This window comes from Angustibacter aerolatus (genome assembly GCF_054776675.1).
Window position 1 is genome coordinate 11,672 of record NZ_BAAHBM010000006.1, and the last position, 14,887, is coordinate 26,558.

The following is a 14,887-nucleotide window of genomic DNA, read 5'->3' on the forward strand; positions in this document are numbered from 1 at the left end:
CACACCCATGCGTCGCGCGAAGATCGTCTGCACCCTCGGGCCTGCCAGCTCGGACTACGACACCATCCGCCAGCTCGTCGAGGCGGGCATGGACGTCGCCCGGCTGAACCTCAGCCACGGTGCCTACGAGGTGCACGAGGAGACCTACGCGCACGTGCGGCGGGCCAGCGACGAGACCGGCCGCGCGGTCGCCGTCCTGGTCGACCTGCAGGGCCCGAAGATCCGCCTGGGCAACTTCGTGAACGGCCGCGAGGTGCTCGAGCCCGGCGACCTGTTCACGATCACCACCGAGGACGTCGAGGGCACGAAGGAGCTGTGCGGCACCACCTACAAGGGGCTGCCCGGCGACGTCGGCCCCGGCGACAAGGTGCTCATCGACGACGGCAAGGTCATGGTCGAGGTCGTGTCGGTCGACGGGCCGCGGGTCACCACGCGGGTCGTCGAGGGCGGGCCGGTCTCGAACCACAAGGGCCTGAACCTGCCCGGCGTCGCGGTCAGCGTGCCGGCGCTGTCGGAGAAGGACGAGCAGGACCTCCGCTGGGCGCTGAAGCTGCGCGCCGACTGGATCGCGCTGTCGTTCGTGCGCACCGCCGCCGACGCCGACGACGTCCGCAAGATCATGGACGAGGAGGGCGTGCGGCTCCCGGTCATCGCGAAGGTCGAGAAGCCGCAGGCCGTCGACAACCTCGAGGAGGTCGTGCGCGCCTTCGACGGCATCATGGTCGCCCGCGGCGACCTGGGCGTCGAGCTGCCGCTCGAGCAGGTGCCGCTGGTGCAGAAGCGCGCGGTCGAGCTGGCCCGCCGCAACGCCAAGCCGGTCATCGTCGCCACGCAGGTGCTCGAGTCGATGATCGAGAACTCGCGGCCCACCCGCGCCGAGGCCTCCGACGCCGCCAACGCGGTGCTCGACGGCGCCGACGCGCTGATGCTGTCGGGGGAGACCAGCGTCGGCAAGCACGTCGTGCACACCGTCGAGACGATGGCCCGCATCATCCAGAACACCGAGGAGCACGGCCTCGAGCGCATCGTGCCGCTGGGCACGTCGCCCCGCACGAAGGGCGGGGCGATCACCCTGGCCGCCACCACGGTGGGCGAGCAGCTCGACGTCGACGTGCTCGCGGTCTTCACGCAGGGCGGCGACTCGGCGCGGCGCATGTCGCGGCTGCGGTCGAAGATCCCCCTGCTGGCGTTCACCCCCGAGCCCGTCGTGCGCTCGCAGCTGGCGCTGTCGTGGGGCGTCGAGACCTTCCTGACGCCCACGGTGAAGCACACCGACGAGATGGTGCGCCAGGTCGACCAGCTGATGCTCGCCGACCACCGCCTCGAGCGCGGCGACGTCGCGGTCGTCGTGGCCGGCTCGCCGCCCGGGATCCCCGGCTCGACGAACGCGCTGCGCGTGCACCGGCTGGGTGACGCGACGGACGGCGTGGCGCCGGCGTACCGCGACAGCGGCGAGCCGGGCGACATCGAGCACTGACCCCGCCGGGGGAGCGCTGCAGGGGTGCCGGGTGCGGGACTCGAACCCGCAAGCCCTCTCGGGCAGTGGTGTTTGAGACCACCGTGTATGCCGTTCCACCAACCCGGCGCCGGAGTGGCTCCACGAGGGTAACGGGTCGTCAGTAGACTCCGGCGCATGGCCGACAGCGCAGCCCCCGCCCCCCGCCCCACCCGCCGCGTCGTCGTGGCCGAGGACGAGGCGCTGATCCGCCTCGACCTGGTCGAGATGCTGCGCGAGGAGGGCTACGACGTCGTCGGCGAGGCCGGCGACGGCGAGCAGGCGGTGGCGCTCGCCAAGGAGCTGGACCCCGACCTGGTGGTGCTCGACGTGAAGATGCCCGTCATGGACGGTCTGTCCGCGGCCGAGGCGATCGGCGCCGGCGGCGGACCGGCCTGCGTCATGCTCACCGCCTTCTCCCAGGCCGAGCTGGTCGAGCGGGCCCGCGACGCGGGGGCGATGGCCTACGTGGTGAAGCCGTTCACCAAGGCCGACCTGCTGCCGGCGATGGAGATCGCGCTGTCGCGGCACGCCGAGATGCGCGCGCTCGAGTCCGAGGTCGCCGACCTCACCGAGCGCTTCGAGACCCGCAAGCGGATCGACCGCGCCAAGGGCGAGCTCATGAAGCGGCTCGGGCTGAGCGAGCCCGAGGCGTTCCGCTGGATCCAGAAGACGTCGATGGACCGCCGGCTCAGCATGCGCGAGGTGGCCGACGCCGTCGTCTCCGGCATGAGCACCCCGAAGCACTGACGTCGGTCAAGGTTCCGTCCTCCGTCGGTCTGGCGCAGGTCACGTCCTGGACGGTCGGCCGGGTCGCGCGTGCCCGGCGGTGACCGCGTCCACGGCTCCGCCTGCCCGATGACGGCTTAGGTCACGACACGGTCACACGTGCGCCGGGGTGGGGTCGGATCGACGGCCCTTCGGTCTAGGGTTCGGGGAATCCAGGCCGGGCGACTCCCTCGGGGGCGTCCGACGCGGCCTGTCCTGTCACCAAGCAGTGGAGGACCCACGTGCGTTCCATCGTCAAGCTCGCCGTTCCGGTGGCGGTCGCAGCGCTCGCGCTGACCGCCTGCGGCGGCACCACCGGCTCCGACTCGGCCAGCGACAGCGGGTCCGGCTCGAGCTGCGCCCTGAAGATCGGCTTCTTCGGCGCGCTCACCGGTGACGCGGCCAACCTCGGCCAGAACATCCAGAACGGCGTGAAGCTCGCCCTGGACCAGTACAGCGCCAAGAGCCCGAAGTGCAAGGTCACCCTGGACTCCATCGACTCCCAGGGTGCACCCGAGCAGGCCCCCGCGCTCGCCAAGAAGGCCATCGACGACAAGTCGGTAGTCGGCATCGTCGGCCCGGCGTTCTCCGGTGAGTCCAAGGCCGCCGACCCCGCGTTCAACGAGGCCGGCCTGGTGACCATCACGCCGTCCGCCACGAACCCGGCGCTGGCCGACAACGGCTGGAAGACCTTCTTCCGCGTGCTCGGCAACGACGCCTCGCAGGGCCCGGCCGCCGCGAAGTACATCTCCACCGTGCTGAACGCCAAGAAGGTCGTCGTCGTCGACGACGCCTCGGAGTACGGCAAGGGCCTGGGCGACATCGTGAAGTCCACCCTGGGCAGCTCGGTCGTCGCGACCGACACCATCCAGGTCAAGCAGACCGACTTCTCGCCGACCGTCACCAAGATCAAGGCGGCCAGCGCCGACGCGGTGTTCTTCGGCGGCTACTACGCCGAGGCCGGCCTGCTCCGCAAGCAGATGACCGACGCCGGTGTCGACGCGACCCTGGTCGTGGGCGACGGCGTGAAGGACGAGGGCTTCGTCGTGGCCGCCGGCGAGAAGGCCGCCGAGGGCACGATCATGACCTGCCCGTGCCTGCCCCCGGACAAGGCCGGCGGCACGTTCTACGCCGACTACAAGAAGACCTTCAACGCCGAGCCGGCCACCTACTCGGCCGAGGGCTACGACGCCGCGACGATCCTGCTGAACGGCATCGCCGCCGGCAAGACCACCCGCGCCGACCTGCTCTCCTTCGTGAAGAGCTACGACCAGCCGGGCGTCACCAAGCAGCTGAAGTTCGACGACAAGGGCGAGCCGAGCGAGGTCTCGGTGTGGGCCTACAAGGTCGAGGGCGGCAAGATCGTCCCCGACCAGGAGATCAAGTAGCACCCGCGCGAACCGCTGAGACCGCAGGTCCGTGAACACGCTGACGCGGCCGGGGGCAGCCCCGGCCGCGTCGCCGTGTCCAGGTGGGCGAGGAGAGCTCTGATCCGATGAACTTCAGCTTCCTGTTCGACAACTTCGTGGCGCTGACCGTCACGGCGCTCGTGCTCGGGGCGGTGTACGCGCTGGTGGCCCTCGGCTACACGCTCGTGTACGGCGTCCTGCGCCTCATCAACTTCGCCCACTCCGAGGTGTGGATGTGGGGCAGCTTCGCGGCGGTGTGGACGATGGTCGCCGTCGGCGGCGGCAAGGACCACAGCGTCGGCACCACCATCGCGCTCGTCGTGCTGGCGCTGGCCGCGGCCATGGTCGCCAGCGGCCTGGTGGCGCTGCTCGTCGAGCGCGTCGCCTACCGGCGGCTGCGCCGGATGAACGCCCCGCCGCTGGTCGCGCTCATCAGCGCCATCGGCGCGTCGTTCGTGCTCGGCGAGATCATGGGTCTGCGCGACCGGATCGCCGGCTGGTTCGGGCTCGCCGACAACCTGCAGGCCTACGTGGGCAAGGCGCGTGACAACGCGAGCTTCCCCAACCCGGTGAACACCGTGCCGCTGTTCGACGTCGGCGGCTACAGCGTCCGCAACATGGACATCATCGTCATCGTCGGCGCGCTCGTGATGATGATCGCCCTCGACCAGTTCATCCGGCGCTCGCGCCTGGGCCGCGGCATCCGCGCCGTCTCGATGGACCAGGAGGCGGCCGCCCTGATGGGCGTCAACAAGGACCGCGTCGTGCAGATCACCTTCCTGCTCGGCGGCATGATGGCCGGCGGTGCAGCGTTGCTGTACGTCATGAAGTTCGGTGCCACCCGCTGGAACGCCGGCTTCATCCTGGGCGTCAAGGCGTTCACCGCCGCCGTGCTCGGTGGCATCGGCAACGTGCGCGGCGCGCTGCTGGGCGGGTTCGTGCTCGGTCTCGCCGAGAACTACGGCTCCGCCCTCATCGGCTCGCAGTGGAAGGACGTCGTCGCGTTCCTCCTGCTGGTCGTCATCCTGCTGTTCCGGCCCACCGGCCTGCTCGGCGAGTCCCTCGGGAGGTCCCGCGCATGAGCACCAGCACCACCGCCAAGAGCCCGGCCAACGACGGCGGTCGCACGCAACCCGGGCGCCGCAACCCGTTCGCCCGGCTGGCCGACCTGCCGCGCCCGGTCAAGATCCTGCTGATGGTCGCGCTGGCCGTGCTGCTCTACGCGCTGCCGCTGCTCGACCCGCCGTACCTGTCGCCGTCCGAGAGCGACTTCGGCGGCGTGCTGTTCAACGTCGCGGCGTACGTGCTCGTCGCGCTCGGCCTGAACGTCGTGCTGGGGTACGCCGGCCTGCTCGACCTGGGGTACGTCGGCTTCTACGCCATCGGCGCCTACACGGTCGGCATCCTGGGGTCGTTGCACGGCAAGATCCCGTTCCTCGTCCTGCTGCCGCTCGCGGCGCTGCTGGCGACGGTGTCCGGCATCCTGCTCGGCGCCCCCACCCTGCGGGTGCGCGGTGACTACCTGGCCATCGTGACGCTCGGCTTCGGCGAGATCATCCGGCTGATCCTGCTGAACAGCACGAACTTCACCGGCGGTGCGCCCGGCATCAGCAGCATCCCGAAGCCGCCCAGCCACGAGTTCTTCGGCATCCCGCACCTGGTCTGGCAGGGCGCCACGGCGTCGGTCGACCTCGGCACGAAGACCAGCGTGCTGACCTTCGGGATCCTCGACTACATCCCGTACTACTGGCTGGCCCTCACCGTCATCATCCTGATCCTGTTCGCCGACAAGGCGCTGCAGAACAGCCGGGTGGGCCGGGCGTGGGAGGCCACCCGCGAGGACGAGGACGCCGCCGAGCTGATGGGCGTGCCGACCTTCCGGTTCAAGCTGCTGGCGTTCGCCATCGGCGCCTTCGTCGGCGGCCTGTCCGGGGCGCTGTTCGCCACCCGACAGGGGTTCATCAACCCCGACACGTTCACCGCGCAGCTGTCGATCCTGTTCGTCGCCGCCGTCGTGGTGGGCGGCGCCGGCAACCGCTGGGGCGTCATCATCGGCGCCGTCGTGGTGTCGTACCTGCCCGAGCTGTTCCGCCCGTTCGCCGACTACCGCGTGCTGATCTTCGGCGTGCTGCTCATCGTGCTGGCCAACTTCCGCTCGCAGGGCCTCATCCCGCCGCGCCGCAGCGTGCGCGCCAAGAAGGTCGACGAACGCCTGGAGCAGCTCGAGGAAGGAGCCTCCCGTGCCTGAGCTCACGACGGACGCCGCGTCGCGCCCGACGTCCGACGCCGCGCCGCTGCTGTCGATGCAGGACGTCACGATCCGCTTCGGCGGCGTGGTCGCGCTGGACGGCGTGACGTTCGACATCCGCCCGGGGGAGATCCTCGGGCTGATCGGCCCGAACGGCGCCGGCAAGACCACCTGCTTCAACGCGATGACCGGGGTCTACACCCCGACGTCCGGCCGGGTGCAGTTCGAGGGCGCCGACCTGGGGCGCCGCAAGAAGTTCGAGATCACCCGCATGGGCATCGCGCGGACGTTCCAGAACATCCGGCTGTTCGGCAACATGACGGCGCTGGAGAACATCCTCGTCGGGGCGGACGCCGGGCACCGCACGGGCCTGGTGTCGGCGCTGTTCCGGCTGCCGCAGCACCGCCACGAGGAGGCGCAGGGCCACGAGCGGGCCCGCGAGCTGCTCGAGTTCATGGGGCTGTCGAAGAGGGCCGACGAGCTGGCCCGCAACCTGCCGTACGGCGACCAGCGGCGGCTCGAGATCGCCCGCGCGCTGGCCACCGGTCCGAAGCTGCTGTGCCTCGACGAGCCGGCGGCCGGCTTCAACCCGGCCGAGAAGGTCGAGCTCATGGAGCTCATCCGGCGCATCCGCGACCAGGGCTACACCGTGCTGCTCATCGAGCACGACATGCGGCTGGTCATGGGCGTGACCGACCGCATCGTGGTGCTGGAGTTCGGCAAGAAGATCGCCGAGGGCCTGCCCGCCGAGATCCGCGACAACCCGGCGGTGATCGCGGCGTACCTCGGCGTCGACGAGGACGACGAGGAGAGTGCGTCATGACGCTGCTCGAGGTCGAGGGCCTGTGCGTCAACTACGGCCGCATCGAGGCGATCCGCGAGGTGTCGTTCACGGTGCCCGAGGGCAGCGTCGTGACGCTGATCGGGGCCAACGGCGCCGGCAAGACCACGACGATGAAGACCGTCTCCGGCCTGCGCCCGGTGCGGGCCGGGCGGATCCTCTTCGACGGTCACGACATCACGTCGATGCCGGCGCACAAGCGGGTCGAGCTGGGCATCACCCAGTCGCCCGAGGGTCGCGGCACGTTCCCCGGCATGACGGTGCTCGAGAACCTCGAGATGGGCGCCTACACCCGCAAGGACCGCAAGGCGACGGCCAGGGCCGACCTCGACCGGGTCTTCGGGCTGTTCCCGCGGCTGCAGGAGCGCGTGGGGCAGGCCGCCGGCACGATGTCGGGCGGCGAGCAGCAGATGCTGGCGATGGGTCGCGCCCTCATGGGGCACCCGCGGCTGCTGCTGCTCGACGAGCCGTCGATGGGCTTGGCGCCCAAGCTCATCGCGCAGATCTTCAGCATCATCCGCGAGATCCACGCGCAGGGCACGACCATCCTGCTGGTCGAGCAGAACGCCGCGCAGGCGCTGAAGACGGCCGACCAGGCGTACATCCTCGAGACCGGCGAGATCGTCCGGGAGGGCACCGGCAAGGCCCTCGCGGCCGACGACTCGATCCGCGCCGCGTACCTGGGCGGCGACGTCTAGTCACCGTCCTGCACGGCGTCCGGTGACGCTCCGTGAGACCCGTCCGGAGGGCTTCCACCACCCGCCCGGACGGGCTATGTTTCGCGACGGATCGGTGAGCGGACGGCTCGTCCCGGGTGGGGCCCTGGGACCTCGAGGAGGAGGCGCAGTGCCCCAAGGCTCGGTGCTCGTGCGGTCGGTGCACCCCGACGACGCAGGCGACGTGCAGGCCCTGACCACGCTGTGGGTGGCGTCGCGGACGTCGCAGCGCGGCGTCTCGGACGCCGACGAGGTCGGCCAGATGCTGAGCACGGCGCTGCGCCGCGACGGCGTCGAGGCCCACCTCGCCCGGGTCGACGGCGCCGACGTCGGCTTCGTGGTGCTGTCGCACGGGCCGTTGATGCCGCTGCTCGACGAACCGTCCGTCGCCATCGAGCACCTCTTCGTGCTCGACGAGGTGCGGCGCAAGGGCGTCGGCCGGGCGCTCATCGCCCGGGCCACGACCTCGGCGGAGGCGTCCGGCGCCGGGCAGATCTCGACCAGCGCCCCGGCGTCCGGCCGCGACTGCCAGCGCTTCTTCGCCCGGCTCGGGTTCAGCCCGTTCGTCGTGCGCCGGGTGGCCTCGGTCCCCGCCCTGCGGCGTCGGCTGGCCGCCGGCGAGCACGAGGCGATCGACATCACGCTGGCCGCGCGGCGCGCGCTGCGGGCCCGCAGCCGGGCGCTGGCGCTGCGCACCCGCTCCACCGGCTGAGCGGTTCGGCGCTGTCGGCGGCACGTCCTAGGGTGGCCGCGTGAGCCCAGCCACCACCGACCGGTCCCAGCGCACGCCGACGTTGATGCTGCTCGACGGCCACTCGCTGGCCTACCGGGCCTTCTTCGCCCTGCCGGTCGAGAACTTCTCGACCACTACCGGGCAGCCGACGAACGCCGTCTACGGCTTCACCTCGATGCTCATCAACCTGCTGCGCGACGAGGACCCCACGCACGTGGCGGTCACCTTCGACATCTCCCGGCAGACGTTCCGCACGGAGGAGTACGCGGAGTACAAGGCGGGCCGCTCGGCCACGCCCGACGAGTTCCGAGGCCAGGTGGCGCTGGTCAAGGAGGTGCTGGCCGCGCTGCGCATCCCCGTGGTCGAGGCCGAGCACTTCGAGGCGGACGACGTCATCGCGACGCTCACCACCCAGGCCCGCGCCGAGGGCCTGCACGTGCTGGTCTGCTCCGGTGACCGCGACACCTTCCAGCTGGTCGACGAGGGCACCACCGTGCTCTACCCGGTGCGCGGCGTCAGCGAGCTGTCGCGCATGACCCCGGCCGCGGTCGAGGAGCGCTACGGCCTGCCCCCCGAGCGCTACCCCGACCTGGCGGCGCTGGTGGGCGAGAGCAGCGACAACCTGCCCGGCGTCCCGGGCGTCGGGCCGAAGACGGCCGCCAAGTGGATCAACCTGTACGGCGGCCTGCAGGGCGTGGTGGCCAACGTCGACCAGATCAAGGGCAAGGCCGGCGACAACCTGCGCGAGCACCTCGAGGGCGTGCTGCGCAACCGGCGCCTCAACGGACTGGTGCGCGACCTCGAGCTGCCGCTGAAGCCCGCCGACCTCGAGCGCCGCCAGTGGGACCGCGACGAGGTGCACCAGGTCTTCGACGGCCTCGAGTTCCGGGTGCTGCGCGAGCGGCTGTTCGCCACCGTCGAGGCGGCGCTGCCCGAGGCCGAGTCGGGCTTCGACCTGAACGTCGAGCGGCCCACCGGGGCGGCGGTCGGCGAGTGGCTGGCCGCGCACGCGAACGAGGGGCTGCGCTGCGGCGTCGACGTCGTGGGCAGCTGGGGTGCCGGCACCGGCGACGCGCACGGCCTCGCCGTGGCCTCGCCCGACGGGCACGCCGCCTACCTCGACCTCGTCGCGCTGGGCACCGACGGCGAGCAGGCGCTGGCCGGGTGGCTGGCGGACGCCGACCGGCCCAAGGCGCTGCACGACGCGAAGGGCCCCGGCCACGCGCTCGCCGCTCGCGGGCTGCCGCTGCAGGGCGTGGTGAGCGACACCGCGCTCGCGGCCTACCTCGTCAAGCCCGACCAGCGCTCCTACGACCTGGCCGACCTGGTGCTGCGCCACCTGCACCGCGAGCTGCGTCTCGACGTCCCCGGTGGCGGGCTCGACGCGCCCGCCGCGGCCGAGCAGTCGCAGGGCGCGTTCGAGCTCGAGCTGGCCGGCGACACCGGCCCGGCCGACGACGAGCAGGCGATGGTGCGCGCCCGCGCGGTGCTCGACCTCGCCGAGAGCCTCGACGCCGAGCTCGAGCAGCACAACGCGACCGCCCTGCTGCGCGACGTCGAGATCCCGCTCGTCGGCGTGCTCGCCGAGATGGAGGAGCTCGGCATCGCCGTCGACGTCGACGGCCTGCGCGAGATGGAGGCGTACTTCGCCGCCCAGGTGCAGCAGGCGCACGCCGACGCGCACGCCGCCCTGCCGCCCGGGCCGGCGGGGGAGGACGGCGAGCCGGCGCCCGCCCGCGCCCTGAACCTCGGGTCGCCCAAGCAGCTGCAGACCGTGCTGTTCGACGAGCTCGGCATGCCGAAGACCAAGCGCACCAAGACCGGCTACACCACCGACGCCGACGCGCTGCAGGACCTCTACGTCAAGAGCCCCCACCCGTTCCTGGAGGCGCTGCTGCGACACCGCGACGTCTCGCGGCTGCGGCAGACCGTCGAGGGCCTGCTCAAGACCGTCTCCGACGACGGCCGCATCCACACGACCTACCACCAGACGATCGCCGCGACCGGTCGGCTCAGCTCGACCGACCCCAACCTGCAGAACATCCCGATCCGCACCGACGAGGGCCGGCGCATCCGCGAGACCTTCGTCGTCGGCCCCGGGTACGAGACGCTGGTCAGCGCCGACTACAGCCAGATCGAGATGCGGATCATGGCGCACCTGTCCGGCGACGAGGGGCTCATCGAGGCCTTCCGCACCGGCGAGGACCTGCACCGCTTCGTCGGTGCCCGGGTCTTCGGCGTCGCGCCCGAGGACGTCACGAACGCCATGCGCTCCAAGGTGAAGGCCATGAGCTACGGCCTCGCCTACGGCCTGTCCGCGTTCGGGCTCAGCAAGCAGCTGCGCATCCCCACCGACGAGGCCCGCGGCCTCATGGACGAGTACTTCGAGCGCTTCGGCGGGGTGCGCGACTACCTCACCGACGTCGTCGCGGTCGCCCGCCGCACCGGCTACACCGAGACCATGATCGGCCGCCGCCGCTACCTCCCCGACCTGACGAGCGACAACCGTCAACGCCGGGAAGCCGCCGAGCGGATGGCCCTGAACGCACCGATCCAGGGCTCCGCCGCCGACATCATCAAGGTCGCCATGCTGCGTGTGCACGAGCGCCTGCAGACCGAGGGCCTGCGCTCGCGGGTGCTGCTGCAGGTGCACGACGAGCTCGTGCTCGAGCAGGCCGAGGGCGAGGGCGAGGCGCTCGAGCAGCTCGTGCGCGAGGCCATGGGGTCGGCGGCTGACCTGTCGGTGCCGCTCACCGTGAGCCTCGGCACCGGGCGGTCGTGGGAGCGGGCTGGGCACTAGTTCTTCGTTCCTGTCCCTTTCGGTCGGGTCCGCGTCCGGGCCGGCCGCGGCCTCCTCCGGCCGACTGGCTCGCGAGAGCTCGCCTTGACGTCGCCCTCCGGAGACCGCGGCCTGCCCTCTGCCTGACCGCTCCCGGCCCTGGCCCGACGACCTCGGTGCCGCCCGCTGCGACCTCCCGGGTGCCGTGGCCCGGTGCGCGGCACCGCCTGCTCGCCTGGTGGTCGAGACGAGAGGTCCGGTGTGCCGGGTTCGTCCGGTGTCGCCGTGGGTGAGCGCCGGTCGACGCAGGGGCGGGGTGGGTCGACCGGGCGGGTGAGCGTGGCTCGTCGGTGACCGCGTGTCGCGCGTCGGGGGGTGCCGCGCGCAAGTTACTCCGTGGTAGACATCCGCCCGAGCCGCTGTCGCCTCACCGACGATGCGACGTGCCGCGGCGCTCCTCGGACGGATGATCGATGAAGCAGAACGTGGTGGGCGGTGCGGTCCTCGCGGTCGTGGCGGCGCTCGTCGTGGCGCTCGGGCAGGTGCTCGGGCTCGACCTGCAGCACGTCGCGCTGGTCGGGGCCGCGCTCGGTGCGGTGATCGGGCTGGTGCCCGACCGGACGCCGCTGGCGCGGGTGATCGGGTTGCTGGCCGGGGTGCTCGCCGGGTGGCTGGGGTACGCGCTGCGGGCCGCGCTGCTGCCCGACTCGGCGTCCGGCCGGGCCGTCGCCGCGCTGCTCGTCGTCGTGGTGTGCCTCGCCGTCTGCGTCGCCACCGGCACCCGGGTGCCGCTGTGGTCGCTGCTCGTGGGCGTGGCGGCCGTCGTCGCCAGCTACGAGGAGACGTACACCAGCTCGCCGTCCACGTTCGTGCGCGAGTCGCCCACCGCGGCGACCACCGTGCTGCTGGCCGCCGCGTGCGGGTTCCTGGCCACCGCCTTCCTCGGGCCGCAGGTCGCGGCCAGCCGCTCGCGCGAGCACCGCGCCGGCGACGCCTCGCCCGCCCCGTCGGCGCACCCCGCCGGCGACGCCCCCCTCACGGAGAAGGCCCTCTGATGCGCCGCACCCCGATGCTGCGACTGGCCCTGGTCGGCGCCGCCCTGCCCGCCACCTGCCTGATCGCCGCCGGCCCCGCCGTCGCGCTCGGCGCGGCGGGCACGTCCGACGTCGTCGTCACGAACACCGAGACGGTGCAGGCCCACCTGTCGCCGTCCGGTGGCGTGCAGGACGCCCGGGTCTACGAGCAGCTCGCGTTCACCGGCCACGGCAAGGCCACCGTCGCCGACCCGGTGTCGACGAAGGGGCTGCGCAACCTCGACGGCTTCGGCACGCCGACGGTGCAGGACGGGCGGCTGACGACGACGGTCGACGTCGACGGCGCGAAGCGGTTGCGCACGGTCAGCGACTTCGACAAGCAGCTGCCGCTGACGGTGTCGGCGATCTACCTGCTCGACGGCGAGCAGGTGCTGCCGAAGGACGTCGTCGGTCGTACCGGCGACCTCGAGGTGCGCTACACGGTGCGCAACGTGACGGCGAAGCCGCAGTCGGTCAGCTACGACGACGGCACCGGCAAGCGGGTCACCAAGGAGGTGCCGGTCGTCATCCCGATGGTCGGGTCGCTGACGACGACGCTGCCGGCGCAGTTCACCGACGTCGCCTCCCCGCAGGCGAGCGTCGCGGGCGACGGTCGCGGCGGCACGTCGCTGACGTTCACGATGACGCTGTTCGGCCCGATCGGGGCGCCCGAGGCGTCGTTCGGCTACACCGCGCGGATCCGCGACGGCGTGGTGCCGGCCGCGACGGTGTCCGCGCTGCCGGTCAGCCCGCTCGACAGCCCGTCGTTCAAGGGCGGCGCCGCGAGCTACAAGTCGGGTGCGGCCACCGGCGTCGAGCTCACCGGCGGCGCGGGCGAGATCGACACCAACCTGCTGAAGCTGCGCGACGGCGCCTCCGACCTCATCGCGGGGCTCATCAAGCTGCGCGACGGCGCGCACCGGCTCGACGACGGGCTCGGCGACGCCGACTCCGGATCGGCGCAGCTCGCCGACGGTGCCTCGCAGGTGTCGACCGGCGCCGGCGACCTGAACGCCGGTCTGTTCAAGCTCGACAAGGGCGCGTCGACGCTCGACGTCAAGCTGCACGAGGCCTCGACCGGCGCCAGCACGCTCGCCGGCGGCGCCTTCAAGGTCTCGAACGGCGCCGGCCTGCTCGCGGCCGGCGCGGGGCAGCTGGCCGACGGGTCGGGGCAGGTCGCCGACGGCACCGAGCAGGTCGCCGGCGCCAACGCGCTCGCCGCGGACGGCGCGGGGCAGCTCGCCGACGGGTCGAAGCAGGTGGCCGACGGCCTCACCGCCGCCGGCTCGAAGGCGCCCGCGCTGATCACCGGTCTGACGCAGGTGGGCGACGGCCTCGACCAGGTCGACGCCGGCCTGGCCAAGCTGTACGGCGACATCGGCGACCTGCCGGAGAACTCCGGGGTCGCGCAGCTGCACGGCGGCATCGCGAAGCTGCGTGCCGGCATCGGCACGAAGGGCGACGCGGGCACGCTGCTGTACGGCGTCGACCAGGTGCGCGCCGGGCTGGCCGGCGCGGTCGCGACGGGCTCGTCGCTCGACCGGCTGCGGGGTGGCACCGACCAGGTGCGCGGCGGCCTGCAGGACGCGCTGGAGCCGGGCCACTCGATCGACCAGCTCGCCGGCGGCGTGGCCGCTGCGCGCGGCACGACCGGCTGCACGGCCGACCCGGTCTGCGCCGGCACGCTGGCCCAGGTGCAGACGGGGGTCGGCACGCTCCGCACGAACACGCAGGCCGCAGCAGGCGGGCTGGGCGACGTCTCGGACGGCCTCGGCGCGCTGAAGACCAGCCTGACCGGCGCGGCCGCGGGGCTGGCGGCGGTCGAGTGCGGTCTCAGCAACACCGCCCTGGCCGCGTGCGACGCCGACCGCGCCGGGCTGCTGCAGGGCGTCGGCCAGGTGGACGCGGGCGTCAGCCTGCTGGTGGACACGGTGGTCGCGAACGTCCAGGCGGGTGTCGGCACCAACGCCGACACCCCGGCGGACGAGACGCTGCGCGGCGGGGTCAACGGCTTGCAGACGGGGGTCGACGCCATCGACGCCGGCAGCCGGCAGCTCGTCGCCGGGCTGGCGCAGCTCAGCGCCGGCGCCGGGCAGGTCGCCGAGGGCAACGCCGACCTGGCCGGTGGGCTCGGTGAGCTGGCCGACGGCGCGGGTGCCGTCGCCGACGGCGCCGGGCAGGTGGCCGACGGCAACGCGACCCTCGCCGACTCGGCGGGCCAGCTGGCGGACGGCGCCGGTCAGGTGTCGGACGGCAACACGAAGCTCGCGGACGGCACGCAGCAGCTGGCGGACGGCGCCGGGCAGCTCAGCGACGGCGTGGGCACGGCCCGCGCCGGCTCGACGAAGCTCGCCGACGGCGCCTCGAAGGTGTCGGACGGCGCGGGCGACCTGAGCAGCGGCCTGCAGGACGCCGCCGACGGGTCGGGGCAGATCGCCGACGGCCTCGACACGGCGACCGAGAAGGCGCCGGGTCTCGAGGACGGCGCGCAGCGGCTCTCGACGGAGGGCACCACCAAGCTGGTCGCTGCAGGCAAGGAGACCGCGGCCGACTACGGCGAGAAGTACGCCACGATCACCGCCGGCGCCGAGCGCGCGAAGGCGGAGGGCATGGCGTACGGCGCACCCGAGGGCGCGGCCGGCTCCACGGCGTACCGGCTCGAGCTGGCGTCGGCGGACGGCGAGCGCAGCCGCGACCTCGGCCGCGGCCTGGGGGCCCTGGCGCTGTTCGCGATCGGCGCGGGGGCGGCCGCCGCCGTCCGCCGCCGCCTCGCCTGACCCCGTTCCGCGCGTCGTCCCGCGTTCCGCGCGTCAGCCCGCTCTCCG

11 protein-coding genes and 1 tRNA gene are annotated in these 14,887 nt (G+C 72.7%); 11 read left to right on the plus strand and 1 reads right to left on the minus strand.

The features are described 5' to 3' along the window. Positions 1–7: 7 nt before the first annotated feature. Positions 8–1,477 (plus strand): pyruvate kinase, encoded by a 1,470-nt coding sequence (pyk, locus tag ACYVI6_RS02640; protein WP_460444881.1) that lies wholly within the window; start codon positions 8–10, stop codon positions 1,475–1,477. A 25-nt stretch (positions 1,478–1,502) separates the two neighbouring features. Here the strand turns inward: pyk and ACYVI6_RS02645 are convergent. Beyond that, positions 1,503–1,585, minus strand: a tRNA-Leu gene (locus ACYVI6_RS02645). Positions 1,586–1,633: 48 nt separating this feature from the next. Between ACYVI6_RS02645 and ACYVI6_RS02650 the strand changes: the two genes are divergently transcribed. From ACYVI6_RS02650 to ACYVI6_RS02695, 10 genes are all read left to right on the plus strand, one after another. After that, positions 1,634–2,245 (plus strand): ANTAR domain-containing response regulator, encoded by a 612-nt coding sequence (locus ACYVI6_RS02650; protein ID WP_460444882.1) that lies wholly within the window; start codon positions 1,634–1,636, stop codon positions 2,243–2,245. A 260-nt stretch (positions 2,246–2,505) separates the two neighbouring features. Next, complete coding sequence (locus ACYVI6_RS02655) at positions 2,506–3,651, plus strand: branched-chain amino acid ABC transporter substrate-binding protein (protein ID WP_460444883.1); 1,146 nt, start codon at positions 2,506–2,508, stop codon at positions 3,649–3,651. Between the two features lie 107 nt (positions 3,652–3,758). Next, positions 3,759–4,754 carry a branched-chain amino acid ABC transporter permease gene (locus tag ACYVI6_RS02660; protein ID WP_460444884.1) on the plus strand — a complete coding sequence of 332 codons (996 nt, stop codon included), beginning with the start codon at positions 3,759–3,761 and terminating at the stop codon, positions 4,752–4,754. After that, positions 4,751–5,920, plus strand: coding sequence for a branched-chain amino acid ABC transporter permease (locus ACYVI6_RS02665; protein ID WP_460444885.1), 1,170 nt, complete (start codon positions 4,751–4,753; stop codon positions 5,918–5,920). Before ACYVI6_RS02660 ends, ACYVI6_RS02665 begins: the two co-directional genes overlap by 4 nt. Before the next feature lie 55 nt (positions 5,921–5,975). Beyond that, positions 5,976–6,743, plus strand: a complete 768-nt coding sequence (locus tag ACYVI6_RS02670) for an ABC transporter ATP-binding protein (RefSeq protein WP_460444931.1) — start codon at positions 5,976–5,978, stop codon at positions 6,741–6,743. Continuing rightward, positions 6,740–7,459, plus strand: a complete 720-nt coding sequence (locus ACYVI6_RS02675; RefSeq protein WP_460444886.1) for an ABC transporter ATP-binding protein — start codon at positions 6,740–6,742, stop codon at positions 7,457–7,459. Before ACYVI6_RS02670 ends, ACYVI6_RS02675 begins: the two co-directional genes overlap by 4 nt. Positions 7,460–7,607: 148 nt before the next feature. Further along, positions 7,608–8,189 (plus strand): GNAT family N-acetyltransferase, encoded by a 582-nt coding sequence (locus ACYVI6_RS02680; RefSeq protein ID WP_460444887.1) that lies wholly within the window; start codon positions 7,608–7,610, stop codon positions 8,187–8,189. 85 nt (positions 8,190–8,274) lie between these two features. After that, entirely contained in the window at positions 8,275–11,010 is a 2,736-nt protein-coding gene (polA, locus tag ACYVI6_RS02685; RefSeq protein ID WP_460444932.1) for a DNA polymerase I, read from the plus strand. Between the two features lie 452 nt (positions 11,011–11,462). Then, positions 11,463–12,044, plus strand: coding sequence for a hypothetical protein (locus tag ACYVI6_RS02690; protein WP_460444888.1), 582 nt, complete (start codon positions 11,463–11,465; stop codon positions 12,042–12,044). Continuing rightward, positions 12,044–14,839, plus strand: coding sequence for a hypothetical protein (locus ACYVI6_RS02695; RefSeq protein ID WP_460444889.1), 2,796 nt, complete (start codon positions 12,044–12,046; stop codon positions 14,837–14,839). Before ACYVI6_RS02690 ends, ACYVI6_RS02695 begins: the two co-directional genes overlap by 1 nt. Positions 14,840–14,887: the final 48 nt, after the last annotated feature.